The 25,729-nt window shown below is 58.5% G+C and carries 24 protein-coding genes; 21 read left to right on the top strand and 3 right to left on the bottom strand.

What is annotated here, in order from left to right; genetic code table 11:
* Positions 1-94 precede the first annotated feature (94 nt).
* Positions 95-1,126 (bottom strand): small ribosomal subunit biogenesis GTPase RsgA, encoded by a 1,032-nt coding sequence (rsgA, locus tag KZ772_RS09340; protein WP_290536322.1) that lies wholly within the window; start codon positions 1,124-1,126, stop codon positions 95-97.
* Positions 1,127-1,193: 67 nt separating this feature from the next.
* Between rsgA and orn the strand changes: the two genes are divergently transcribed.
* Positions 1,194-1,739 carry an oligoribonuclease gene (gene orn, locus KZ772_RS09335; RefSeq protein WP_290536321.1) on the top strand — a complete coding sequence of 182 codons (546 nt, stop codon included), beginning with the start codon at positions 1,194-1,196 and terminating at the stop codon, positions 1,737-1,739.
* 195 nt (positions 1,740-1,934) lie between these two features.
* Here the strand turns inward: orn and queG are convergent, their stop codons facing one another.
* Positions 1,935-2,990 (bottom strand): tRNA epoxyqueuosine(34) reductase QueG, encoded by a 1,056-nt coding sequence (queG, locus tag KZ772_RS09330; RefSeq protein ID WP_290536320.1) that lies wholly within the window; start codon positions 2,988-2,990, stop codon positions 1,935-1,937.
* Between the two features lie 45 nt (positions 2,991-3,035).
* Here queG and KZ772_RS09325 point away from each other — a divergent pair, with 45 nt between their 5' ends.
* The 16 genes from KZ772_RS09325 (at position 3,036) to tatC (ending at position 20,462) form a co-directional block, all read left to right on the top strand.
* Positions 3,036-4,547, top strand: coding sequence for an NAD(P)H-hydrate dehydratase (locus tag KZ772_RS09325; RefSeq protein WP_290536319.1), 1,512 nt, complete (start codon positions 3,036-3,038; stop codon positions 4,545-4,547).
* A gap of 11 nt (positions 4,548-4,558) precedes the next feature.
* Positions 4,559-4,996 carry a tRNA (adenosine(37)-N6)-threonylcarbamoyltransferase complex ATPase subunit type 1 TsaE gene (gene tsaE / locus KZ772_RS09320; RefSeq protein WP_290536318.1) on the top strand — a complete coding sequence of 146 codons (438 nt, stop codon included), beginning with the start codon at positions 4,559-4,561 and terminating at the stop codon, positions 4,994-4,996.
* Positions 4,983-6,335, top strand: a complete 1,353-nt coding sequence (locus KZ772_RS09315) for an N-acetylmuramoyl-L-alanine amidase (protein ID WP_290536317.1) — start codon at positions 4,983-4,985, stop codon at positions 6,333-6,335. The genes tsaE and KZ772_RS09315 overlap by 14 nt, the downstream gene beginning before the upstream one ends.
* A 122-nt stretch (positions 6,336-6,457) precedes the next feature.
* Positions 6,458-8,281, top strand: a complete 1,824-nt coding sequence (gene mutL, locus KZ772_RS09310; RefSeq protein WP_290536316.1) for a DNA mismatch repair endonuclease MutL — start codon at positions 6,458-6,460, stop codon at positions 8,279-8,281.
* Positions 8,282-8,283: 2 nt separating this feature from the next.
* Positions 8,284-9,324 carry a tRNA (adenosine(37)-N6)-dimethylallyltransferase MiaA gene (gene miaA / locus KZ772_RS09305; protein WP_365870009.1) on the top strand — a complete coding sequence of 347 codons (1,041 nt, stop codon included), beginning with the start codon at positions 8,284-8,286 and terminating at the stop codon, positions 9,322-9,324.
* Positions 9,325-9,578: 254 nt separating this feature from the next.
* Positions 9,579-9,869, top strand: coding sequence for an RNA chaperone Hfq (gene hfq, locus KZ772_RS09300; RefSeq protein ID WP_290536315.1), 291 nt, complete (start codon positions 9,579-9,581; stop codon positions 9,867-9,869).
* A 153-nt stretch (positions 9,870-10,022) separates the two neighbouring features.
* Complete coding sequence (gene hflX, locus KZ772_RS09295; protein WP_290509289.1) at positions 10,023-11,396, top strand: ribosome rescue GTPase HflX; 1,374 nt, start codon at positions 10,023-10,025, stop codon at positions 11,394-11,396.
* Positions 11,397-11,434: 38 nt separating this feature from the next.
* On the top strand, positions 11,435-12,607 hold the full coding sequence (hflK, locus tag KZ772_RS09290; RefSeq protein WP_290536314.1) for an FtsH protease activity modulator HflK: 1,173 nt from the start codon (positions 11,435-11,437) through the stop codon (positions 12,605-12,607).
* Positions 12,607-13,671, top strand: a complete 1,065-nt coding sequence (gene hflC / locus KZ772_RS09285; protein WP_290509287.1) for a protease modulator HflC — start codon at positions 12,607-12,609, stop codon at positions 13,669-13,671. Before hflK ends, hflC begins: the two co-directional genes overlap by 1 nt.
* 154 nt (positions 13,672-13,825) lie before the next feature.
* Positions 13,826-14,017: a DUF2065 domain-containing protein gene (locus tag KZ772_RS09280; protein WP_290509286.1), complete on the top strand. Its 192-nt coding sequence runs from the start codon at positions 13,826-13,828 to the stop codon at positions 14,015-14,017.
* Between the two features lie 3 nt (positions 14,018-14,020).
* Positions 14,021-15,196: an ATP phosphoribosyltransferase regulatory subunit gene (locus KZ772_RS09275; RefSeq protein ID WP_365871126.1), complete on the top strand. Its 1,176-nt coding sequence runs from the start codon at positions 14,021-14,023 to the stop codon at positions 15,194-15,196.
* A gap of 125 nt (positions 15,197-15,321) precedes the next feature.
* Positions 15,322-16,614, top strand: a complete 1,293-nt coding sequence (locus KZ772_RS09270; RefSeq protein WP_290536312.1) for an adenylosuccinate synthase — start codon at positions 15,322-15,324, stop codon at positions 16,612-16,614.
* Positions 16,615-16,876: 262 nt separating this feature from the next.
* Positions 16,877-19,033 (top strand): PhoX family phosphatase, encoded by a 2,157-nt coding sequence (locus tag KZ772_RS09265; protein ID WP_290536311.1) that lies wholly within the window; start codon positions 16,877-16,879, stop codon positions 19,031-19,033.
* A gap of 175 nt (positions 19,034-19,208) precedes the next feature.
* Positions 19,209-19,436: a Sec-independent protein translocase subunit TatA gene (tatA, locus tag KZ772_RS09260; RefSeq protein WP_290536310.1), complete on the top strand. Its 228-nt coding sequence runs from the start codon at positions 19,209-19,211 to the stop codon at positions 19,434-19,436.
* Positions 19,437-19,443: 7 nt separating this feature from the next.
* Entirely contained in the window at positions 19,444-19,731 is a 288-nt protein-coding gene (gene tatB / locus KZ772_RS09255; protein WP_290536309.1) for a Sec-independent protein translocase protein TatB, read from the top strand.
* Positions 19,728-20,462: a twin-arginine translocase subunit TatC gene (gene tatC, locus KZ772_RS09250; protein WP_290536308.1), complete on the top strand. Its 735-nt coding sequence runs from the start codon at positions 19,728-19,730 to the stop codon at positions 20,460-20,462. The genes tatB and tatC overlap by 4 nt, the downstream gene beginning before the upstream one ends.
* Before the next feature lie 44 nt (positions 20,463-20,506).
* On the opposite strand, the gene KZ772_RS09245 is transcribed toward tatC, so the two are convergent.
* Positions 20,507-20,740 (bottom strand): hypothetical protein, encoded by a 234-nt coding sequence (locus KZ772_RS09245; RefSeq protein WP_290536307.1) that lies wholly within the window; start codon positions 20,738-20,740, stop codon positions 20,507-20,509.
* Positions 20,741-21,732: 992 nt separating this feature from the next.
* Here KZ772_RS09245 and KZ772_RS09240 point away from each other — a divergent pair.
* The 4 genes from KZ772_RS09240 to KZ772_RS09225 all read left to right on the top strand — a co-directional run bounded on the left by KZ772_RS09240 (position 21,733) and on the right by KZ772_RS09225 (position 25,717).
* Positions 21,733-22,005 carry an AlpA family phage regulatory protein gene (locus KZ772_RS09240; protein ID WP_082872370.1) on the top strand — a complete coding sequence of 91 codons (273 nt, stop codon included), beginning with the start codon at positions 21,733-21,735 and terminating at the stop codon, positions 22,003-22,005.
* Positions 21,995-23,110, top strand: a complete 1,116-nt coding sequence (locus KZ772_RS09235; protein WP_290536306.1) for a hypothetical protein — start codon at positions 21,995-21,997, stop codon at positions 23,108-23,110. Before KZ772_RS09240 ends, KZ772_RS09235 begins: the two co-directional genes overlap by 11 nt.
* The gene (locus tag KZ772_RS09230; RefSeq protein ID WP_063537788.1) at positions 23,104-24,219 is read left to right on the top strand and encodes a DUF87 domain-containing protein; all 1,116 of its coding nucleotides are present in this window, start codon (positions 23,104-23,106) and stop codon (positions 24,217-24,219) included. The genes KZ772_RS09235 and KZ772_RS09230 overlap by 7 nt, the downstream gene beginning before the upstream one ends.
* 361 nt (positions 24,220-24,580) lie before the next feature.
* Positions 24,581-25,717 (top strand): inovirus-type Gp2 protein, encoded by a 1,137-nt coding sequence (locus KZ772_RS09225; RefSeq protein WP_063520015.1) that lies wholly within the window; start codon positions 24,581-24,583, stop codon positions 25,715-25,717.
* Positions 25,718-25,729 lie beyond the last annotated feature (12 nt).

Here is a 25,729-nt window from a genome sequence, read left to right as displayed (position 1 = left end):
GAACAGTTAATAGTGAATAGTGAACAGCGAAAAAAAGACATATCGCTGTCAGCGTTGGGGCATTGTCCCTTATTAGCTGTTCACTGTTAACTGTTCACTGATATCTCTCCCGCCCATCCTCATCCAGCGTATCGGCGATCTGGTAGAAGTTGGCCAGCCGTTCCTCGCTGATCTCGCCACTTTCTGCCGCCATGATCAGGGCGCAGCCGGGTTCATTGCGGTGGGAGCAGTTGCGGAATTTGCAGTGGCCGGCCAGGGCGGACAGCTCCCGGTAGCCATGCAGCAGCTCATCTTCGCTGATATGCCAGAGGCCGAATTCGCGGATACCCGGGGAATCGATCAGCTCACCGCCGGTGGGCAGGTGGAACAGCCGGGCGGTGACGGTGGTGTGCTGGCCCAGTCCCGAGCTGGCGGACAGGTCACCCACCTGCAGATCGGCTTCCGGCAGCACCGCATTCACCAGGGAGGATTTGCCCACCCCGGATTGCCCCACAAACACGCTGGTCTTGCCGATCAGGGCTTCCTGCAGCGGGGCCAGGCCCTGGCTGTCGTGGGCGCTCACTTCCAGTACCGGATAATCCAGTCGCTGGTACAGGGCTTTCAGCTCGTCGATGAAGGGCCGCACTTCCTCATCGATCAGATCTGCCTTGTTGAGCACCAGGGTAGCGGGAATCTCGGACAGCTCCGCCGCTACCAGATAGCGGTCCAGCAGGGCGCTGGAGGGAGTGGGCAAGGGCGCGAACACCACCAGCATCTGTTCCACATTGGCGGCCACCGGTTTCAGGTTGCCGTACATGTCCGGCCGTTTCAGTACCGTCTGCCGTGGTTCGATGGCCACCACCACCCCCAGCCCTTCGCTTTTCGGCGGCTGCCAGATCACCCGGTCGCCCACCACCAGCTGCTCCAGGGTGGCGCGGAAGTGGCAGCGCATGGATTCGCCATCCGCGCTTTCCACGCCCACCTGCTGGCCGAAATGGGCGGTGATGGTGCCGGTCTGCTCATCGCCCAGGTCGTCCGCCACCAGGGTCTCCAGCTCCGCGTTGCGGCGCTGTGCCCGCTGGCGTTTCTCTGCCTGGATTTTTTCAATGCGCCAGCGCTGGCGCCGGTTGAGCTTGCGTTTTGCCACGAGGTATTCCGATTGATTGGTGGCTGCATGCTACCATGCCGGTATAAAGCCATGATACGGAATCCCCATGACTGACAAGCGCAACAATCTGATCTGGATCGATCTGGAAATGACCGGCCTGAGCCCGGAAAACGATCGCATCATCGAAATTGCCACCATTGTCACGGATGCCCAGCTGAATCTGCTGGCTGAAGGGCCGGTGCTGGCGGTGCATCAGAGTGATGCCCTGCTGGAGGGCATGGACGAGTGGAATACCGAACACCACAACAACTCCGGGCTGGTGGCGCGGGTGAAGGAAAGCCGCATCAGTGAGATGCAGGCCCAGGCCCAGACCCTGGATTTCCTCAAGGAGCATGTGGAGGCGGGCATGTCCCCCATGTGCGGCAACAGTATCTGCCAGGATCGCCGCTTTCTGGCCAACTATATGCCAGAACTGGAGGCCTTCTTTCACTACCGCAACCTGGATGTGTCGACCCTGAAAGAACTGGCGCGTCGCTGGAAGCCGGAGATCCTGCCGGGCTTCAAGAAGGACAACAAGCATCTGGCGCTGGACGACATTCGCGAATCCATCGCTGAGCTGCAGTACTACCGTGAGCATTTTATTGATTGCTGACGCTTGCGCGCGACACGCAACACGCAAAATCCTCGCCGTAGGAGCGTCGCTGGCGGCGCGATAAAACAGCAGGATCAAAAGCACTTTCACCACAGAGCACACAGAGGCACAGAGAAACCCCTGCCTTTTCCTCAGTGAGCTCTGTGGTAAATCATGCTTTTCCGGGGTTGGGGGATCGCGCCGCGAGCGACGCTCCTACGGTTGGGGTGGGCTATGCCGTTCCAGCGCCCACTGCACATGCTCCTGCACCGTCTCGTCCGGAAAATTCTCTCTTTCTCTCAGCGCCTGCACAATGTCCTCTGACCCCGGCGCATTCCCCAGCGCCACGGCAATATTTCTCAGCCACTTGCGGTACCCGGCCCGGCGAATGGCGCTGCCGGCGGTGCGTTCCAGAAATTCCTCTTCGCTCCACAAAAACAGCGTCACCAGGTCGCTGTCACCGAGCCCGTGACGGGGATGAAAATCCCCCTCCCCGGTGTGCTGGGCAAAGCGGTTCCAGGGACACATAAGCTGGCAGTCGTCGCAGCCGAAAATGCGGTTGCCGATGCCTTCGCGCAGATCTTCGGGGATGCTGCCTTCATGTTCGATGGTCAGGTAGGAAATGCAGCGGCGGGCATCCAGTTCATAGGGGGCGACGATGGCATCGGTGGGGCAGACGGTGATGCAGGCCCGGCACTTGCCGCAATGGTCTTCGCCGGGCTGATCCACCGGCAGGGGGATATCCGTATAGATCTCGCCGAGAAAGAACCAGCTGCCTGCTTCCCGGTTCAGTACCAGGGTGTGCTTGCCCTGCCAGCCCAGCCCGGCCTTGGCAGCCAGAGGTTTTTCCATCACCGGTGCACTGTCCACAAAGGCCCGCGCCAGTTGACTGTCGGCCACTTCCTCGCGAATGCGGGCGGCCAGCGTGGCCAGGCGCTTGCGGATCAGCTTGTGGTAATCGCGGCCCAGAGCGTAGCGGGACACATAGGCCTTGTCTTTCTGCTGCAGCATCTTCACCGGCTGGGTATCCGGCGGCAGATAGTCCATTCGTGCGGAGATCACCCGCAGGGTGCCCGGTTCCAGTTCTTCCGGGCGATAGCGTTTGTTGCCATGGGCGGTCATCCACGCCATCTGGCCCTGGTAGCCTTTTTCCAGCCAGGCCTTCAGGTCCGCTTCGGCGGCGCGCAGATCCGTATCGGCAATGCCGATCTGCTGGAAGCCGAGCTCGCGCCCCCAGAGCTGGATCTTTTCTTTCAGTGCCTGCAGGTCCATGGTTTGAAGGGATATAATGCCGGGAAATGAACGATGAAGGGTAACATGACGACACTGCCGAAGGCTCTCTATACCGCTGCTCAGACCCGTGAACTGGACCGCCTGGCGATCGCTGCCGGCACGCCAGGCGCCGAGCTGATGAGCCGAGCGGGTCAGGCGGCCTTCGATGCGCTGTGTGAGTGCTGGCCGGAAGCCCGCCGGATCGCCGTGCTGTGTGGTGGCGGTAATAACGGTGGTGATGGCTATGTGGTGGCGCGCCTGGCCCATGCCGCCGGGCTGGCGCCGCAGATCCATTTCACCGCGCCGCCGGAAACACTGAAAGGCGATGCCCTGACCATGGCAGAACGTTGTCGTGATGCCGGCATCCCCATGACCCCCCTGACGCTGGACCATCTGCCCGAAGGGGTGGACCTGCTGGTCGATGGCCTGTTGGGTACTGGTCTCAGTGGTGCGTTGCGCGATGAAATGGCGGCCTTGCTCACGGCGCTGGATGCAATGGCGGTCCCCCGGCTGGCGCTGGATATTCCCTCCGGCCTGGGCGCGGATACCGGCATGCCGTTGGGGGCCGTATTGTCAGCCGATCTGACCTGTACCTTTATCGGTCTCAAGCGGGGTCTGCTGACCGGTGAGGGTCCGGTGCATAGCGGTGAGCTGCGTTTCTTTGATTTGCAGGTGGACCGGGATGTCTATAACCAGGTGCCGCCGGATTGCCGGGTGCCCATGTCTGGTGACCTGCACGCACTGCTGCCGCCGAGACGGGCGGATGGCCACAAGGGCAACTACGGCCATGTACTGGTCATCGGCGGTGACCATGGCTTTGCCGGTGCGCCGGTGATGAGCGCACAGGCTGCCGCCCGCTGCGGGGCAGGCAAAGTCAGCCTTATTACCCGCCCGGATCATGTGGCGGTGGCGCTCATGCGCCAACCGGAAATCATGGTTCGCGGCGTGGAAAATGCCAACGAGGCGGCCCCCTTGCTGGCGGCGGCCAGTGTTATCGCCATTGGCCCGGGGCTCGGCCGTGATGACTGGGGCCGTGCGCTGCTGGCCCTGGCGCTGGAAAGCGGTAAGCCGCTGGTAGTGGATGCGGATGCCCTGACCCTGATGGCTGACGATGACGGCATTGGTCTGGGCGACTGGGTGCTGACCCCTCATCCGGGGGAGGCGGGTCGCCTGCTTGGCGTATCTGCAGCGGATGTGCAACAGGATCGCTTTGCGGCTCTGGAAAGCCTGGCGGCCCGCTATGGTGGCACGGTGTTGCTGAAAGGCCTGGGAACCTTGATTCAGGGCGAAGACGTACAGGGCGAGAAAAGTCGCGCCCTGATCCGTGACGGCAATCCGGGAATGGCTTCCGGGGGCATGGGCGATGTGCTCACCGGCGTGATTGCCGCCTTACGCGCCCAGGGCCTGGCAAGCTATGATGCGGCCCGGCTGGGGGCCATGATTCACGCCCGCGCCGCCGATGCCTGCGCGGCGCACCGTGGGCCTCGGGGCATGCTGGCCACGGACCTGTTGCCGTATTTGCGTGCCGAGCTGAATGAAACCTGTCTGGCTAAATGACGAGAGCGTGGATGACTGTTGAGCATGTGGATCTGCCCGATGAAGCCGCTACCCTTGCGCTGGGTGCCAGCCTGGCACGACGTCTTACCGGTGGGGGTGCCTGCGTCTATCTGGAAGGGGACCTGGGGGCCGGCAAGACCACCCTGGTGCGCGGTTTGCTGCGCGGCCTGGGTCATGAAGGGGCGGTAAAAAGCCCGACTTACACGATTGTGGAACCCTACGAGCTTGGCGGCGTCCATATCTATCACTTCGACCTGTATCGTCTTGGTGATCCGGAGGAACTGGAGCTGATAGGTGTACGGGATTATTTCTCCTCCGACAGTTTATGTTTGCTGGAGTGGCCGGAGCGGGGCGCCGGGGTGGTGCCTTCAGCGGATTTGACCATTACACTGGCCGTCAACGGCCGTGGACGAAAGGCGACCCTGGATTGGGCCTATGACGCATCGTGACAATAACAACAACCTGACGGCACTGTTTGTGCTTCTGCTCAGTGGCTTGTGGGCGAGTCTGGGGTTTGCCCAGACGAATATTGATTCGGTGCGTCTGCACCGGGCGCCGGACCACACCCGTATCGTCTTCGACCTGCCCGCGCCGGTAGATCACAAGCTCGACAAGCTGGCCAACCCGGACCGCATCGTGCTGGATCTGCTGGATGCCAGCCTGGGTTTCGACGTCAACACCCTGGATTACGCCAGCAGCCCCATCGCCAATATTCGTGTCGGCAAGCATAGCGACAAGACCCGTGTGGTCTTCGACATGAAAGACGGTGTGCGTACCCGCACCAACCTGCTCAAGCCCATCGAACCCCATGGCTGGCGCCTGGTGGTGGATCTGTTCGACAGCGAACTGCAAAGTGCTGCCAAAACCAGCCCGGAGCCGGAAAAGAAGAAGGAAGCGCCCAGCGAGCCGCGGTTGATGGTGGTGGCCATTGATGCCGGCCATGGTGGTGAAGATCCGGGGGCGCGCGGTCCCAGCGGCGTTTACGAGAAAACCCTGGTGCTGCAGATTGCCAAGAAGGTAGAAAAGCTTGTCAATGATCAGGCCGGCATGCGTGCGGTGATGGTGCGTGACGGGGATTATTATGTGCCTCTCGCCGAGCGCCGCCGTATCGCCCGTGAAGATCACCGGGCGGATGTGTTTATTTCCATTCACGCGGATGCCTTTACGGATGCCCGCGCCAACGGTGCCTCCGTGTTCGCCCTGTCCAGCAGCGGTGCCACCAGTGCCCGGGCCCGCTATCTTGCGAAGATTGCCAACGAATCCGACCGGGTGGCCGGGGTGTACGAAGAGGAAAAGGACGACAGCTCCCTGCTCAGCGTACTGGCGGACCTGCGCATGAATGGCTCCATGGCCGGCAGCCTTTATCTGGGGCGCCAGGTGCTGGGAGAAATGGGCAAGGTGACCAAGCTGCACGGCAACCGGGACCGGGTGGAGCAGGCCGGGTTTGCGGTGCTGAAAGAACCGGAAATGGTCTCCATCCTGGTGGAAACCGGCTTTATTTCCAACCCCAGAGAAGAACGCAACCTGCGCTCCTCTGCACATCAGAGCAAGCTGGCCCGTTCCATCGTCAACGGGGTGGACGCCTATTTTCGCAGTCACCCGGCGCCGCATAGTTGGTATGCGGCCCAGCGCCGTGAGCACGGTGAGCAGTATCGTATCCAGCCCGGTGATACACTCTCGGAAATTGCCCGTCAGTACAGCGTGTCCGAGCAGGCGATCCGCAGTGCCAATGCGCTGAATGGTGATCGCATTGTGGTCGGACAGGTGCTGAAAATTCCGCGTTCGTGAATTGACGTGCTGGCAGCTATGAGGCTGCGCCTTCTGTGTCAATGCCATCCTGGGGCAAGCCCTGGATGGCATGCCATTCACTGCCGGACTGCTAACCCTGAATCCCACCAACAGAGACGCCCGTGACAAAGATCCAGCTGCTTGATTCCCGCCTTGCCAACCAGATCGCCGCCGGTGAGGTGGTGGAACGTCCTGCCTCGGTGTTGAAAGAACTGCTGGAAAACGCCCTGGATGCCGGGTCGGAATCCATCAGCGTGGATGTGGAGCAGGGTGGCGTTAAGCTGGTGCGGGTGCGTGACAACGGCAGCGGCATCGACCGCGACGACCTGCCCTTGGCCCTGTCCCGCCATGCCACCAGCAAGATTCGCGGGCTCGATGATCTGGAAGCCATTGGCACCCTGGGCTTTCGCGGTGAGGCGCTGGCAGCAATCAGCTCGGTATCCCGGCTGACCCTGGCCAGCAACGTGGAGGGAGAAGCGGAAGGCTGGCAGGTGCAGGTGGAGGGGCGCGATATGGCGCCGACCGTGACGCCTGCCGGGCACCCCCGTGGCACCACCGTGACCATGCGTGACCTGTTCTTCAACACCCCGGCTCGGCGCCGCTTCCTGCGTACCGAAAAGACCGAATTCAATCACCTGGAAGAAGTGTTTCGCCGCATTGCCCTGAGCGAGTTCAATACCGCCTTCCGTCTTACCCACAACCAGAAGGTGATTCATCAGTTGCCCGCTGGTCTGGATGACACCCTGCGCGCCGCGCGGGTGGCGAAGCTGTGCGGCAAGGGTTTCATGGAGCAGGCAATACCGGTGGATGTGGAGCGCGATGGTATCCGTCTGCACGGCTGGATGGGGCTGCCCACCTTCTCCCGGTCCCAGGCTGACCTGCAGTATTTCTATGTGAATGGCCGCGTGATTCGCGACAAGGTGGTCAGTCATGCGGTCCGCCAGGCCTACGCGGATGTGCTCTACCATGGCCGTCATCCCGCCTATGTGTTGTTCCTGGAACTGGACCCGGCCCAGGTGGATGTGAACGTGCATCCCACCAAACACGAGGTGCGCTTTCGCGAGCAGCGCATGGTTCACGGCTTCCTTTATAGCTCTTTGCATCGAGCCATTGCCGAGGTGCGCCCGGGCCAGTCACTGGCCGCCAATGTGGTGGACGAAGGGGAGTCGGTGATGCCGGCCATGGAACCCAGTCAGGCCAGCATGTCGCTGTCTGCCCCGGCGGGGCGGCCTTCCTATTCGCTGCCGACGAACAGTTTCAGCTATGGCCAGGGCGCGCGCCAAGCGGATGCCTACGGGGCCCTGGTGCGCCCGCAGGTGGCGGAAACGTCGGTGATGCCGCCAGCCTCGGATCAGGAAACCGTGCCGCCACTGGGTTATGCGGTAGCGCAGTTGCACGGCATCTTTATTCTTGCCGAGAACCAGCAGGGGCTGGTGGTAGTGGATATGCATGCCGCCCACGAGCGCATCACCTACGAGCGGCTGAAACAGAGCTGGTCCGAGGACAAGGTGCGCAGCCAGCCGTTGCTGGTGCCGGTGTCGCTGGCGGTGTCCTCCCGGGAGGCGGATTTTGCCGAGCAGCAACCCGAGGTGTTTTCCCGGTTGGGCTTTATGGTGGATCGCGCCGGGCCTGAGACCCTGGTGGTACGGGAAGTGCCGGCCATGCTGCGCGACAGTGACAGCGAAGCCATGGTGCGCGATGTGCTGTCCGACCTGCTGGCCCAGGGCAGCAGCGAGCGGATTGAACAGAAACTGGATGAATTGCTCTCCACCATGGCCTGCCACGGCAGCGTGCGTGCCAATCGTCGCCTGACCATCCCGGAAATGAATGCCCTGCTGCGCGACATGGAAGCCACCGAACGTTCCGGCCAGTGTAATCATGGCCGCCCCACCTGGACCCAGATGAGCCTGAAGGATCTGGACCGCTTGTTCATGCGGGGGCAGTAGGAATGTCGGACGTCGGACGTCTGAAGTCAGACGACAACACCGCGGCCTCAGACGTCCGACTTCAGACGTCCGGCCCGATCCTGTTGCTCATGGGACCCACCTGTTCCGGCAAGACTGCCCTGGCCATCGAGGCGGCGCAGACTCTGCCCATCGACATCATCAATGTGGATTCCGCGCTGGTCTATCGGGGGCTGGACATCGGTGCGGCGCGGCCCAGTGACGAGGAGCTGGCGGCGGCGCCGCACCGGCTGCTGGGATTTCGCGAGCTGAACATGCCTTACTCGGCGGCGGATTTTCGCGCCGATGCCCTGCGGGAAATCGAACAGATCCATGCCAATGGCAAACTGCCCCTGCTGGTGGGCGGTACCATTCTCTATTTCAAGGCACTGGTGGAGGGGTTGGCGCCCCTGCCGGAAGCGGACCCGGCGGTGCGTGCCGAGATTGCCGCCCTGGCAGAGGCTGAAGGCTGGTCGGCGGTGCATGCGGCGCTGGCCCAGGTGGATCCCGCCAGTGCGGAGCGTCTCAAGCCCACGGACCGCCAGCGTCTGCAGCGGGCCCTGGAAGTCTATCGGGTCACCGGTCGGCCCCTGTCCGCTTTTCATGCGGATCATCATACAACTGTCACACAGAACCGGGATGGTCTGAGTGAGTTCAGTGCCTTGCCCTGGCCAGTCTACAGCGCGGCCCTGCTGCCCCCGGATCGTGCCTGGTTGCACCGCATGATCGAGCAGCGATTCCGACACATGCTGGAGTTGGGGTTGGTGGAAGAAGTGCAGGCACTGCGCCAGCTGCCCGGCGTGCATCGGGATCTGCCGGCCATGAAGGCGGTGGGTTATCGGCAGGTGTGGGATTATCTGGACGGTCAGTACGACTACGACAGCATGGTGGAGCGGGGCATTATCGCCACCCGGCAACTGGCCAAACGGCAGTTCACCTGGCTGCGTAAATGGCCGTATTTACACGGCTTCGACAGTAACGATCCGTCACAGCGACAGGCGCTAGTCGAGCAGCTTGCGAAGATCTGTAAATCTGTGTTTAGTTAGCCCTGTTACTGGACTTTTTGGTTTATAATTCGCCAAACGTCAATTTTGAGCCATTTTGCGGCGATTTGAGAAGCGCGGCGCGGAATGTGTTGGGTCGGGACCTGGAACCAATTTGCTGGGTTGTTGACAAAAAATTTGCCCGATAGCGCATCGGGTGAAGGCAGTGACCGTATGGGACGGTTTCACTGTGTTGCAGCGCTGATTGCCCGAAGTGTTGGGCACTACTTTTTACTGTTATTTCAAGGAGACTTGCCATGTCAAAGGGGCACTCGCTACAAGACCCTTTTCTCAACGCCCTTCGTAAAGAGCGTATTCCGGTTTCTATCTTTCTGGTGAACGGAATAAAGCTGCAGGGGCAGATTGAGTCTTTTGACCAATATGTCGTGCTGCTGAAAAATGCAGTCAGTCAGATGGTTTACAAACACGCTATTTCCACCGTCGTGCCCGCCCGCAACCCCCGTGGCGGCGGTAACCCGGCCATGACCACCACCGGCGCTGGCGGCCCTGCCGCTCCTGCTGCCGATGAGGGCTTCGGCAACCAGTAACACTGCCGCAGACCTGCAAAGAGCCACCTTCGGGTGGCTCTTTGCGTTGTGCCCGGGCTAACGGTCCCGATCGGTACTTTTTCCTGCCGGTTTCCCTGTCTTCTTGCTCTGACTGGTTTAAACTGGCGGTCTAATCCCCCATATCAGGCCTCTATGGACCTATTTGACCGTACAGAGCAGACCAGAACCGGCGCCGGTGAACGCGCTGTTCTGGTGCATTTGGATCTGCCCGATGCCATGGGCCGCGAAGATCTGGATGAATTTTATCATCTGGTCACGTCCAGCGGCGTAGAGCCAGCGGCGGAGTTGACCGGCAAGCGTGACCGGCCCGATCCGGCTCTGTTTATCGGCTCAGGCAAGAGTGAGGAGCTGGCGGCGCTGGTAAGCGACATCAAAGCGGATGTGGTGCTGTTCAATCATGCTCTGAGCCCGGCTCAGGAGCGTAACCTGGAGCGGGTGGTCAAATGCCGGGTGCTGGATCGCACCGGCCTGATTCTGGATATCTTCGCCCAGCGTGCCCGTACCCATGAAGGGCGCTTGCAGGTGGAGCTGGCCCAGTTGCGCCACTTGTCTTCCCGGCTGGTCAGGGGCTGGACTCACCTGGAGCGGCAGAAGGGTGGCATCGGCCTGCGTGGTCCCGGTGAAACCCAGCTGGAAACCGACCGCCGGTTGCTCCGTGATCGTATCCGCGCCATCGAGTCGCGTCTGGAGAAGGTGCGCAAGCAGCGGGCCCAGGGACGTCGGGCTCGCCAGCGTTCCGAAACACCACTGATTTCCCTGGTGGGCTATACCAATGCGGGCAAGTCCACTTTGTTCAACGCCATCACCACTGGCGATGTCTATGTGGCAGACCAACTGTTCGCCACCCTGGACCCGACCCTGCGCAAGGTAAAGGTGCCGGGCGTGGGGCCGGCGATTCTGGCCGACACCGTGGGTTTTATCCGTCATCTGCCCCACCGGCTGGTGCAGGCGTTTCGCGCGACTCTGGAAGAAACCGTTAACGCCACCTTGCTGTTGCACGTGACAGACTGCAGTGCAGAAGAGCGCGACAGTAATGTGGCTGCGGTGAACGAAGTGCTGGAAGAGATTGGCGGTGACACCCTGCCGGTGCTGCACGTTTACAACAAGGTGGATAATCTGGGCCAGTCGCCGAAAATTGATCGGGATGAGCACGGCAATCCCTGGCGCGTATGGATTTCTGCGCAGACCGGAGATGGTTTTGATCTACTGTTTCAGGCCATCGCCGAGCGACTGGCCGCCGGTTGGGTGGATTGCTGGGTGCGTCTGCCCGCGTCTGCCGGTCGTCTGCGTGCCCGCCTGCACGAGGCTGGCGAAGTGCTGGAGGAGCAGGCGGCTCTGGATGGCAGCATGCTGCTGCGTATCAACGTGAACCGGGTGCATTTTGAACGTCTCTTGCGTGAGCAGGGGCTCACGGAAGAAGAATTGGTGGTGCCGGCTCCTGCGGTTGCAGGGGATGATGCCCCTTCCTACAATTCACAACGCTCGCACGATGCGAGCCATCAATAATCCGGTGGGCACAGCGCCCGGACCGATTGGAGACCTACATGGCGTGGAATGAACCCGGCGGCAACAAGCCGAAGGACCCTTGGGGTGGAGGCGGTGACCAGGGGCCGCCGGATCTGGATGAAGCTCTGAAGAATCTGAAAGAGAAGATCAACAGCGTATTCGGCGGCAAGGGCGGCAAGTCCGGAGGCGGCGGCCGCAGTGGCGGTGGTTCTCCCTGGCCGGTGCTGATCATCGCTGCGGTGATCGGCGTGGTGGTTTACGGCCTGGTCGGGTTTTTCCAGGTGGATCAGCGCGAACGTGCCGTGGTGCTGCGTTTCGGGGAATACAACCGCACCGTGGATCCAGGTCTGCGCTGGCGTGCACCGATCATCGAGCAGTATGAGAAGGTGGACGTGGAGCAGAATCGCCGCTACGAAATCACCGAGGCAATGCTCACCCGTGACACCAACATCGTCAGTGTGACCTTGCAGGTACAGTATCAGGTGCTGGACCCGATTCCCTTCCTGCTGAAAGTGGCGCGCCCGGAAGTCATTCTGCAGCACGCCACCAGCTCTGCCCTGCGCCATGTGGTGGGTACCTCCACCATGGATGATGTGCTCAAGGACAACCGTGAGGCCATCCGGGTACAGGTCCGTGAACGTCTTGATGAATACCTGAATCGTTACGATACCGGTCTGGTATTGAAACAGGTGGTGCTGGATCGGACCCAGGCACCGGATGCCGTACGTGACGCCTTCGATGATGTGTCCAGAGCCAAGGAAGATGAGGATCGTTTCAAGAAGGAAGCGGAAGCTTATCGTAATGCGGTGATTCCTCAGGCTCGAGGCGAGGCCAAGCGGCTGGAAGAAGAGGCGGAAGCCTACCGGAACCGTCTGATCGACAGCGCCGTGGGTGATGCAGAGCGCTTTACCGATCTGTTGACCGAATACCGCAAGGCGCCTGAAGTGACCCGTGAGCGTCTCTATCTGGAAACCATGACCGAAGTGTACAGCGCCACCAGCAAGGTGCTGGTGGATGTGGATAACGGCAATAGCCTTATCTACTTGCCGCTGGAGCAACTGGTCAAGGGGCGTGGGGGCAATGTCAAAGTGCCAGAGAGTAAAGGAGGCGCCAATCCGGCCAGTTCTTCATCAGCAGGAGCAGACGATGGCGGCAGTGGTCGTGAGGCCTCTCGCAGCCTCTACAGCACACCAAATCGGGAGTTGCGCTAATGAATAATCGTGGATGGTTGGCGCTGCTGGCTCTGGGTGTTCTGGCCCTGCTGGCGCTGGATTCCTTCTTTATTGTGAATCAGGCCGAAAAGGCGGTGCTCAAACAGTTCAGCCGGATCGACAAGGCCGATGTGGAACCGGGTATTTATTTCAAATGGCCGCTGGTGGAAGAGGTGGTACGGGTTGATGGTCGTGCCCTGGTGTACGACGTGCCCACACAGTCTTTCCTCACGGCCGAGAAGAAATTGCTCAACGTAGATGCCTTTGTGGTCTGGCGGATCAACAATGTGCAGCGCTACATCGTCAGTGTGGGTGGCGGCTCTTCCAATGCCCAGGTAATGGAAGGGCGTGCCCGCCAGTTGCTGGACCCGCGGGTCAACGAGGCGTTGCGTAACGAGTTTGCCTCGCGCACCGTGTTCCAGGTAGTCGCTGGCGAAAGCGATGTGGAAAAACTGGAAGGTGACACGGCCGTACTGCGTGACCCGGTCACCGGTGAGATGACCGAGGTGCCCAGGGATCAGCTGGACGAGTCCATTATTCGTGAAGCCGAGGCCGAAGCCTCCACGGACAAGGTGGATCCCCGGAAAATGGCCAGCGACCAGCGCGAAGCGCTGATGGACCAGGTTCGTGCCAAAGTGAACGAATCCACCATGGAAGATCTGGGCATTGAAGTGGTGGATATCCGCGTCAAGCAAGTGGACTGGCCTGACCAGGTCCGTGGCCGGGTGTTTGATCGTATGCGCGCCGAGCGCCAGCGTGACGCAGCTGCCCACCGTTCCCAGGGCCGCGAGGAAGCGGAGAAAATTCGCGCCGGTGCCGATCGTCAGCGCAGTGAAATCCTTGCTGAAGCCTACCGTAAGGCTCAGGCCACCCGCGGTGAGGGTGACGCTCAGGCCGCGGCCACTTATGCGCAGGCCTACAATCAGGACAAGGAGTTCTTCCGCTTCTATCGCAGCCTCCAGGCCTACAAGGAGAGCTTCAAGGACAAGGAAGATGTGCTGATCCTGGAGCCGGATGGCGAGTTCTTCCGCTACCTGAAGGGAGCGAAGGGCACTCAGCCCTGATTCACCCTGAAAAGCCCTGTCGGCATGACCGGCAGGGCTTTTTTGTGTCTCCAGGGAAGAGGGCGTTAACCTGTCCGCCGCCGGGAGACCGTGGTAGAATGCTGCAACCGGGGGCCGAGGCTCCCGGTTTTTTTGTGGCTGTCTGGCAGGAACAATGGACTTCAGCTTATTGATCAAGGCCCTGTGCCTGGTATTGGTGATCGAGGGCATTCCGCTGTTTCTGGCGCCTAATCGTGCGCGTGAGGCGGCCTTGCAGGTTGCCCGCATGCCCGGGCGCTCACTGAGAATTCTGGGGCTGGTGCTGATGATATTGGGTGCCGGCCTGCTACTACTGATGCGGTCGTAAATGATGAACCAGGAAGAACAGTGGCTACTGCCCGACGGGGTGGAAGAGGTTCTCCCGGGGCGAGCCCGGGCCATTGAGCAATTGCGCCGGCAGACGCTGGATCTTTACCAGCGCTGGGGCTATGAACTGGTTTTCCCGCCACTGATCGAGTTTCTCGAGTCCTTGCTCAACGGCGCGGGCCGTGACCTGGAGCGGGAAACCTTCAAGATCACCGATCAGCTGACTGGCCGCCTGATGGGCGTGCGCGCGGATATCACCCCTCAGGTGGCGCGCATGGATGCCCACAGCCTGCGCCGTTCGGCCCCCTCCCGCCTGTGTTACTGCTCCAGTGCCCTGCGCACCCGCCCGGCGGTGGCCGGCGCTACCCGGCTGCCCTACCAGCTCGGGGTGGAGCTGTTCGGCCATGCCGGAAGTGACAGCGATCTGGAAGTGATGACTCTGCTTCTGGATACCCTGGCTCTGGCTGGTGTGGCCAATGAAGTGGTGCTGGATCTGGGGCATGTGGGTCTGTTCCGCGGGCTGCTGGATGCCTGTGATCTGAGTGATGCCGAGCAGGGTCAGCTGGAAGATATTTATGTCCGCAAGGCGCGGGTAGAGCTGGATAGCTTTCTGGCGGAGCGCGATCTGCCGGCTCCGGCGGCCCGCGCTCTGGCGGCGCTGCCCTGGCTGGCCGGTGGCATCGGCATTCTTGATGAGGCCCGCAGTCTGCTAGGCGATTTCCCCGGTGCCCTGGCGGCGCTGGATGAGCTGGCGGTGCTGGCCGGGGTGCTGGACGCTCGTGGCGTGCAGTTGCATCTGGATCTGGGTGAGTTACGTGGCTATCACTACCACACCGGCTGTGTCTTCGCCGCCTACCTGCCCGGCGAGAGTGAGCCGGTGGCTAAGGGCGGCCGTTATGATCATATCGGTGAAGTGTTTGGCCGGGCCCGCCCGGCGACCGGTTTCAGTGCCGATCTGAAAATGCTGGCGGCGCGTACCGAGGCGGCTGCGCTTAATGGCATTTTGGCGGAAGGTTCTCTGCAGGATGCTGGCTTTGCCGCCCGGGTGGCCGAGTTGCGTGATATGGGCGAGCGGGTGGTGCTGGCGTTGACCGGGGCCGATAATGACCCTCGCGAGCTGGGCTGCCAGCGCAAGCTGGTGCAGGAAGACAGCCACTGGGTGATCCAGGATATTTTCTAGACCGGACACTTCCCTGGGAAGTCTCCGGCACAACCTCCGGGTCGGCAATCGCCGCTCCGGGGTGAATCAAACTGTGCGTGAAGCGTGTCGCGTACAAGCGTTCAATCAACAGGCAGCAAGCAATCATGGGTAAGAACGTAGTCATTCTCGGCACCCAGTGGGGTGATGAAGGCAAGGGCAAGATCGTTGATCTGCTTACCGATCAGGCCTCTCTGGTGGCCCGCTTTCAGGGCGGTCATAACGCCGGCCATACCCTGGTGATCGACGGTAAGAAAACCGTCCTGCATCTGATTCCTTCCGGCATTCTGCGTGATGACGTTCAGTGCCTGATCGGCAATGGTGTGGTGCTGGCCCTGGATGCCCTGCTCAAGGAAATCGGTGGCCTGGAAGAGCAGGGTGTGCCGGTCCGTGAGCGTCTGCGTCTGTCCGCCTCCTGCCCGCTGATTCTGCCGGTGCACGTGGCACTGGATCAGGCCCGGGAAGCGGCCCGTGGCAACAAGAAGATTGGCACCACCGGTCGCGGTATCGGCCCCGCCTACGAAGACAAGGTGGCCCGCCGTGGTCTGCGTCTGGGGGATGTCTATTCCCGCGAGCGCTTTGCTGCCAAGCTCGGCGAAGTGATGGATTACCACAACTTCGTGCTGCGTAGTTATTACAATGCCGAGCCGGTGGACTTCCAGAAAACCCTGGATGAGACCCTGGCCATGGGCGAGGAAGTGCGCAGCATGGTCACCGACGTGACCACTGTGCTGCACGGTGCCCGTGAGCGTAACGAGAACATCATGTTCGAGGGCGCCCAGGGCACGTTGCTGGATATCGACCACGGCACCTATCCCTATGTGACCAGCTCCAACACCACCGCCGGCGGCGCCGCCACCGGCACCGGTTTCGGCCCGCTGTATCTGGACTATGTGCTGGGTATTACCAAGGCCTACACCACCCGGGTGGGTAGCGGTCCTTTCCCCACAGAGCTGTTCGATGAGAACGGTCGTTACCTGGCAGAGAAAGGCCACGAATTCGGTTCCACCACCGGCCGTGCCCGTCGTTGTGGCTGGTTTGATGCGGTGGCCCTGAAACGCTCCATCCAGATCAACTCCATCACCGGCCTGTGTCTCACCAAGCTGGATGTGCTCGACGGTCTGGAAGAAGTGAATATCTGTATCGGTTATCAGGATGCGGAAGGCAACTCCCTGACCTGTGCCTGGGATGCGGATAGCTACGAAGAAGTGAAACCAGTCTACGAAAGCCTTCCCGGCTGGACTGAATCTACCCTGGGTGCCAAATCCGTGGACGAGCTGCCGGCCAACGCCGTGGCTTACCTGAAGCGGATCGAGGAAGTGACCGGTGCCCCCATCGATATCATTTCCACCGGCCCGGATCGCGTGGAAACCATCATCAAGCGGCATCCTTTCGCCTGATCGCCTTTTCATCACGTCCCCGGATCCCCGCCAGGGTATCCGGTGACGTGACCGCTTTATGCGGGTTAATGCCTGATTTTCTCTCTCCTCTCCTTTCTTGACGATTGTCTTTTGATAGACACATGCATGCATTGAAAATGACATGCGCTGTACCCCTTTCTGTCATTCGTTCTGCCTAAGCTCGGTTTCGTACTTTTACCGACTCAGTGGCCGGTGTGTCCGGCTCCAGGCAGGCAACGCAAACAGAACAGGGAGAACAGAGATGGGTCACCATCCCGTAGAAGACAGCAACCGTTCCGATAACACCACCATCAATACTGTGCTGGAACAGCATCTTTCCCGTCGCCAGATTCTGCGCGGCGGTGCGACTGCGGCCACCATGGTGGCCGGTGCCAGCCTGGTGGCCTGTGGTGGTGACAGCAACAATCGCGGTAATGGCGGCGATGCTGGCGGCCAGGTGCCTGCCGAGCTGGGCTTTGCAGCAGTCCCGCGTTCACTGGAGGATCGCGTAGTGCTGCCGGAAGGCTATCGGGCCAGTGTCCTGATCGCCAAAGGCGATGCGCTGTTTTCTGATATTGCGGATTATCAGAACGATGGCAGCGGCGAGGATTTCGACAAGCGTTCCGGTGATGAGCACGATGGCATGGAGTATTTCGGTCTGGATGCTGACGGGACTTGGGATCCGAATGGGTCAGAGCGTGGTGTGTTGTGTATGAACCACGAAAATCTGGAAGATGACACCTTGCATGAGAATGGTGTTACCGCTGCCGCCGATAATGGTGGTGCCCGCCCGCAGGTAGAGATTGACCGGGAAATTCTCGCCCATGGTGTGGCGTGTCTGGAAGTGATCAAAGAGGATGGCCAGTGGCGTTACGTCAAGGATTCCGCCTTCAACCGTCGTGTTACCGGTGCCACTGAAGCGGTGATTTCAGGCCCCTGCTCAGGCCATGACGCCTTGAAAACCAAACTGAGCCCTGCCGGTGACAAGGGCTTCGGCACTCTTAATAACTGTGCCAGCGGCCGGACCCCCTGGGGAACCTACCTGACCTGTGAAGAAAACTGGTTTTCGTATTTCAGCCGTAATGATGCATCCGACGCCCGCAGCGCCACCGAGAATGCGTTGCTTGCCCGCTACGGTATGGGGCTGGTGAGCAAAGGCTTCTCCTATCGGGAATGGGATACGGTGGCCGGCGATATGTACCAGCGGTTCAATATCAGTGTCACTGGCGCCTCGGCCACGGAGGATTTTCGCAATGAGCCAAACACCTTTGGTTATATTGTGGAAATTGATCCTTTCAACACCGCCAGCAAGCCGGTCAAACGGACAGCCATGGGGCGTTTTGCCCATGAAGGAGCCATCTTCGCTCCCGCAGAAACCGGCAAGCCGCTGGTCTATTACATGGGTGATGATTCCCGCAACGAATATCTCTACAAGTTCGTCAGTGCGGCCAACTGGGATCCAGCCGATGTGGGTACCGGTACGGCTGCTGGCAACAAGTATCTGGATGACGGCAAGCTGTACGTGGCGGTGTTCAATAATGACGGCACCGGCGAGTGGAAAGAGCTGAGTGTTGGGGTGAATGGGCTGGATGCAATGAACCCCCTGTATCCTTTCTCCAGTCAGGGGGATGTGATGCTGGCGACTCGCCTTGCTGCAGATCACGTTGGCGCGACCAAAATGGATCGCCCGGAGTGGGCAGCCGTTAATCCGATCAATGGTGAGTGCTACCTCACCTTGACCAACAACCGCGGCAGCAATCGTAATCCGGATACCGTAGACGGGCCCAACCCGCGTACCTACGGCGGCTCGGGCGGTAACCCCAACGGCCATATCATCCGTTGGCGCGAAGAGGGCGGCGACCATAGCGCTACCCGTTTCGATTGGGATGTGTTCCTGTTCGGGTCCCCTGCGGACAAGGATGCCCAGAGCATCAACCTGTCCGGCCTGACCGCGGACAATGATTTCTCCAGCCCGGACGGTCTGTACTTCGACCATCGTGGGTTGTTGTGGATTCAGACGGATGATGGCGCTTACCGTGATGCGGTGAATAACCAGATGCTGGTGGCGATTCCGGGAGAAGTGGGTGATGGCGGCATGCTGACCTTTACCAATGATTTTGGTGGTGAGGAAAATACCACCTTTGTGGGCAAGGACGCGTCCGCGGTGGATCTGCGCCGTTTCCTGGTCGGCCCCAAGGGCTGCGAGATTACCGGTATCACCATGACTCCGGATGCCCGCAGTCTGTTCATCAATGTGCAGCATCCTGGTGAAGGGGGCTCTGCCGCCAACTTCAATACGGATGTGAGCACCTGGCCCAACCCCAACGGCGATGCCCTGTCGCTGGGTAATGGCGTCAGTCGTCCCCGCTCGGCCACCATCGTGATCACCCGAGAGGATGATGGCGAGATCGCTGTGTAGGTCAGCCGAAGCGATACCAAAACCGCCCACTTTTTGTGGGCGGTTTTTCTTTTTCTGTGGCCGGTTTTTTTGAAAGGCAACAGGTGCTGTCGGGATAGTGTCTTGCTGTCATCCCGGAGTCATGCAGCGCCATGACAATGCAGATTATCCCATCAGGCAAACACAGGTGAATCCCATGCTTTCCGGTATCAGTCTCTGGCAACTTCTTATTGTTCTGGTCATCGTCATCATGCTGTTCGGTACCAAGCGTATCCGCAGTCTTGGTTCGGATCTGGGCGGAGCTGTCAAAGGCTTCCGTGATGCCGTAAAGGATGGCGAGAAAAGTCTCCAGTCGGAGCAGGATGACCAGAGCACATTGGTGTCCAGTGACATGAACAAGCAGAAAGACACGGTTCGGAGCTGACAGGAACATGTTCGACTTCGGTTTCATGGAAATACTACTGGTCTGTGTGGTGGCGCTGGTGGTGCTGGGTCCGGAAAAACTGCCCAGGCTGGTGCGTACCCTGGGCCAGTGGGTGGGGCGAGGGCGAGCAATGATGAAGCAGATGCAGCAACAGCTGGAGAATGAGGCGCGCAACCTGGATATGAAAGAGCGCCGCGAAAAGATCCAGCGTGAGTTGGCATTGTTGCAGGGCAATCCGGTTGAAAAGGAGGTGGCAGAGAAATCGCTACCGGTGAAGGACGTGGAATCGTCATGAATGCCATGCCGCTGACTCGCCATTTGCTGGAATTGCGTCAGCGGCTGCTGCGTTCGGTGATTGCCATCGTGCTGGTCTTTATTCCCCTGTTCATGTTTGCCGGGGAAATTTATACCCACCTGGCGCAGCCTCTCATGCAGGCTTTGCCTGAGGGTGGCAGCATGATCGCCACGGACGTGACGGCGCCGTTTCTGGTCCCCTTCAAGCTGGCGTTGTATTTGAGCATGTTGCTGGCCATGCCGTTTCTGTTGCATCAATGCTGGAGCTTTGTGTCGCCGGGGCTGTATCGGCGAGAGAAACGTTTTGCAGGGCCGTTATTGCTTGCCAGCGTGTTGTTGTTCTATCTCGGGGCCCTGTTTGCCTGGTTCGTGGTCATGCCGTTGTTGTTTGCCTTCTTCATTTCGGTGGCCCCGGAAGGGGTCGCGGTGATGACAGATATCGGCGCATGGCTGGGCTTCACCATGACATTCGTGATGGCGTTCGGCATGGCCTTTGAGTTGCCGGTGGCGGTGGTGTTAATGGTGGCGTCGGGCATCACCACGCCGGCCGCATTGGCTGGTGGCCGTTCCTACGTGGTAGTGGGCTGTTTCGTGGCGGGAATGTTGCTCACGCCGCCGGACATTATTTCCCAGAGCTTGCTGGCAATACCCATGTGGGTGCTGTTTGAGGTGGGATTACTGTGTTCGCGCTGGGTGGAGCCGATGGAGGATGACAGTGAGGCGTTATCCTGAGGGGAGGCAGGCACTGGCAGGGCAGCTGTCTCCCTGCCTGCCGGCTACTTCCGGCGCCGGGTGATGATGATCAGTGCCACAGTGATGCCGATGACGGCCGCCGGAAACACCAGCAGGTACCGTTTGCGGTTGGCTTCTTTCTCCCGCTGGGCGTCGGCCTGCTGAATGGCGGGATGCTTGGCGGTGGCGTTGCCGTCGTCGGCGTAGGTGGCAACCGGGGCCAGAAACAGGCCGGTGGCCAGTACCAATGCGGCGATCATGGAGCGGAGAATAGTCATGGCTTTCTGCACCCTGGCTCTGTGGAGACTGGTGGTGTCTGGCCTGAAACGAAAAAGGGCCCCCGTCTGGGAGCCCTTTGAATTGGTGCGAGGAGAGGACTCAAATAGGGAGCGTAACTGTCTGATATAAATAAAGATATCCCAGTTCGGTTTTGCTTCATACCAACACATGTACCAACAAGCGGATTTGTAAAATTTCTGACGCATGAAGGTGTCGTCATTCATCTAAATCCTCTTTCGCTGAATATATCCAAATTTGGAGAGCAGCGAAGGGTGTGGATCATACCATTCTTGCCACCTTGTGCCACCTGCTCGATCAGGGAGGCGAGGGGCTTATCCACAGAATAAGCGACCCAGGGGCATGACTTTGAGAGGATGGGGGCAGGCTCTTTGGTGTGGGAGAGCAGGGAGTGTCACCTTGCCGATCAGATGACTACATTATGACCGTGCTAGCAATCACGTGATATCGGCTTTCTATCTAGTCGTCCGCTGGTCTTCTCGTGAAGGGAGACGAGCAGGCATTTTGCTGTGGCTAGACCTCCACGAACGCTCGGCAAAAAACTAATTCCCCCAAAAACCATTGAATCTGCATAAATCGTACATTGAATTCAGGATTTTTTTGGGTGCGTTGTCTTTAAGGCTTGACGTCGTGGTTGGGAATGCAGTAATTTTTTCTTGGCTTGGCATCGCCACAGATAGCTAAGTCCTCCTGCACCTGATTAACGCGGTGTTGGCAGAACACTACAGACATTTAATGTCTTTTCAACAGCGCAGCCTGAATGGACGTGGCATCCATCAGCAATAAGTCGCCCTCCCTAGTATTGGTTTCACGCGAAGCGTGAACTTCCAATCAAACACAAAATTATATTTGGATTGCGACCTTGTGGTCGTTCTGAGGATTTTTGCTGGGCTGCGCTGAGCGTAGGCACAATTCTTATGGCATTACTTTGCCTTGGGAATGGTGTCGTTTGGCGCAGCACTTAGGAGGGTTAATGAATACTCGATTGATTGCTGCGCCGCTATCTGTTTGCGCAGGTGAAGCACCAAAGCCGCTAACTGGCCTCACTATGCTGTCAGCCAAAGATCTGGCTGAGGAATTGGGGATCGGAGTGAGCACGCTGTGGGCTTGGGTTGATTGCAACGGGAAGCACTTTATTCCCGAATTTCCACAGCCGATAAGGCTGGGAGGGAACTGTACCCGCTGGCGGGCGCAAGACGTGGCAGATTATTTGGCCGGTGTTATGGGAGGTGATCATGCTGATTAATCATGCCTCCCCACCGTTTCAGAGACGGACAGCTCGTTCTGCAGAAAAGCTGCTTACCTCCGTAGACATGTGGGACAGCCCGGAGGAGAACGCTGTTTGCCTAGATGGGCCGAGCGAAATTTTGCGCGCTTACCGTCTCATCAATGGGCTGACAGAGATGATTCATGACGGGCGTGAAATTAAAATCGCGGTAGAGCGTCAATCCGCGAATGGGGGTAAGTGCATCAGACGTGGCCGGGATTACGATTTTGTGATCAAGTGTTTAAAGATCAATCCCTTGATGGCAGAGCGGTATGACCTCCCGCCAGACATGGACGCATGGTTGGAACTTCTGCGGGATCCCAGAATTTCTGCACTGGTAGATACTCTTCAGGGCTGGCATGCCCTTAAGAAAGAAGTCGCCGACATCCTAATTGAATGCGTTGCCCGTTTCCGAAGGATTATCACCAGCAAGGCTCATCGCAAGCGATGCTATAACGAAGTGGGCAATGCCAGGCGGCGGCGGCACTCCATGATCAAGGCGATCAGGCTGTGTTATTACCTGTGCGATGAGGTCGAAATTGCCTTGATCGATCTGTCATGGAAGCCGGAGTGCAGGATGCGGAAGACATTAGCCGATACCGACGCTGCTTATAAAAATTTTGCAAATGGGATTCGGCATCACTCTGCATCCCGCTGCTTTCTGGTGGCTATCTTTTCTGTGGAGTTGAGCGACCACAAGGGATTCCATATCAGCGGTATGCTGTTGCTCAAACCTGGAGCCGGGGAGCGGGCGGCTAACCTTGGCTGCTACTGGCGGGATAATGTGACGGATGGGGAAGGTAGCTTTCTGTGCGCAACCGACAAGCCATATGCAGCTATCTTATCGAAGTGGTCAGGGTTGAACTTCACAGATGTTGCTTCTCCTGTTTATGTTCAGGGCGCTCATGCCCGGCAGCAGCTCCTGGAAGCTGCTGTTACGCGCTTCGCTAAATTCAGCCAGAAACTACGTGCAAATGGTAACGGGAAAAAGCACCGGCAGATCAGGATAATTAAAGGGGCACAAATTCGGCGCTTGGCCAAGATTGTGCCAAACGTTGTCGATAGTGGGGGTGAGAAATGGTGATTCGGCCCATTCAGGTTCCGCCTATTAATATCGGCATTGATGCTTTGTCCGGTCGTGGGTTGGGATTTTTTCCAGGACTATGTGCCAACGGGCATGTCGAGATCACCGGATCATCTGGCATGGGGAAGTCGACCGTAGCCAAATTTATCGCATCATACCTGTTTTGTTCGAAGGTGCCGGTAGTGATTTTCGATTTTCATGATGACTTGGCTATATCAGGGATCAGGACGCTGCATCTTGGAGATGGAGCTTCCGGTGAATGTTCGATCAGATTTCTGGAGCCAACGCCCTTGGCATTGGAGGTCTTTGGTCTGAGAGGGTGCCTGGAAAGCGCGGTCAGAGCCATTGAAGCGACGGGGAGGCGAAAGCTTGGAGATGGTCAAATCAACGTTCTGCGATCAGCGATCATGGAGTTGTGGCGGCGCCTGGGGATTACGGAAAGCGCTTCCGATTCCCCCGCTGCGACTGCAAAGAGTATTCGGCCTTCTGATCTGAGAGATCTTCTTCTTGAGAAGAAAGACGAGGCCGAAAGCAGCAGGGAAAGGCAGATTTTTGATGGCTTGATAAACCGTGTTGATGTATTGGCTGCATGCGCTATTTTCGAGCATGAATCGCCCTTGAGGGTTGATGATCTTTTACAGAATGGTGCGCGTCTTCATATGCAGGGAATCCCCGCTTCAATGAGGGGCTGGGTGGCTCGAACCTTGGTGAATATGATCTATGCTGAAATTGCGGCCATGGGGCCAGTGAAAGAATCACCGTTTGATGCCGGATCGCCATTTCGGGTGTATCTCGTCCTTGATGAGGCTGGATCGGTGATACGCCAGAAAGCGGATGACTGCATCATAAAGACCATTGCGAAAGAGAGCCGGAAGTTCGGTGTTGGCCTCCTGCTGGCCGCTCAAACGCTTGATGAACTGAGTGAGGAAGTGGTCGCCAACGTTGACACCCACTTTGCGCTGCCTACCAGAAGTGCCAAGGATGCCAGGAAGGTGGAGCAGAAGTTGGGCCTCTGTAAGGGCGCGCTAAACTGCGGAACTGGCCGTTGGTCCGGGTTCTATCAGACGGGCCATAATGTATACAAAGCAAACTTCTACCATCTGCAATAGGTGGGGGCTCCTTGCTTAAAAGCGGGTAGCGCCCTCGGTCAATCCTCAGGAGCCATTGGGGGCAGAGTGATGTGGTGGTCAGTATATAGTCAGGGCTGCGAAATTTCTCATGTTAATAAAATTCTTACTAATACTGGTGGCAGTGTCAGTATTAGTAGGGCTTGCTTAATAACGTACATGTTTTGCCCATTATATGAGCGGCGATAGTCAGTGATTTCGGGATCCGGGAGTGGTTGTCTGGTAAATCATAAAGGGGAACATGTTTATTCTCTGGTTTTATTAATATTCAGATTTCCATTCTGGTTGGTTCGTTGCTCATAAAAAGCCATCAAAGAATAAGGTTAATACTGGAGCAATGACGATGAACCAAGGGCACGGCATGATGCTGTCAGTAGAAGCTCAAGTGGGACGGCTGGAGCAGTTCCATGAAATGCTGGACTGTGGACTGGATGTTTACAATCAGAGAGATAATCTCAATAAAGTCTTCATCACTGATCAGGCAGAGACTGCACGTGCGCTTGCGGACGTCACGACGCTTTTAGATGAAATCGTGCCCCAGCGGCGACTGGTCATTAGCCGACGGCAGGAGACTAGCCAAGGGCTTATCCGCAGAATCCCCAATAAGAAGACACCAGCCATCGAATCCTGTATCAATCTCACTGAGGATGATTTCTGGGGGTACAAGGTGGACCCGGATGTTCAGGTTGTCCTGGGCCTCAATAGGGAAGCGGCGGTTCGCGTCTTGACGGGGCGTCGGTTGCATGAGCGCGTTGGCGGTAAAACGGTACATGATTACTATCTCGAGTATCTTCACGAACTGAAACGGCGGCTATCAGCACCTGAGATCCTTCAGTTTCGTAGACAGCAGGTGGTCAGGGAGCAGCGTAGAGTAGACAGCATCACCGGGGCAGTGAATGAGGCGTTGAGCCTTTGTCGAAAAGCTCGCTTGGTGCGTGTTGATGGCAGCTACAAACAGTCTGTGCGTAGGAATAAAACCCCAGAGTGCATATCAAACGATCTAGACCGCTTCATTAGAAACATGCGGCATAACAAGCGCCAGTTTTCTGCTCTGGTGTTGGCGGTGTTCAAGATTGAATACGGGGCAAAAAAGGGCTATCACTGGCATGGATACTTTATATATGACGGTAGTAAGGTCCGCATGGATGTTTTACTTGGCACTTACTTGAAGAGCTATTGGTGTGACGTGGTTACTAAAGGTGAAGGGGCTGGGTTTAATGTGAATGTAGGTGAGATTAGAACGGCGCTGTCGAAACGATTACAGGTCCCTGTGCGGCATTTGGCGGTTGGAGAATTTCGTAAGGGCGATGCAATCCAGGAAGCCAATATGAGGGCTCTCATCCGTTACTTCGCAAAAAAAGAACAGTCCCTTCGGCTAACCGGACAAAAGAGCGTCAATCAATTGCGCATTGTGCGAGGGCCCCGCTTCAAGGCACTGAAGCAGCGGAGAGACCGAACAGCGACCAGGGAAAGTGGTTGACCTACAGTGTGA

This window comes from Alcanivorax sp., assembly GCF_019431375.1.
Classification (GTDB): domain Bacteria; phylum Pseudomonadota; class Gammaproteobacteria; order Pseudomonadales; family Alcanivoracaceae; genus Alcanivorax; species Alcanivorax jadensis_A.
The sequence above is the reverse complement of the archived record's forward strand: the minus strand, read 5'-3'. Positions and strand labels throughout refer to the sequence as shown.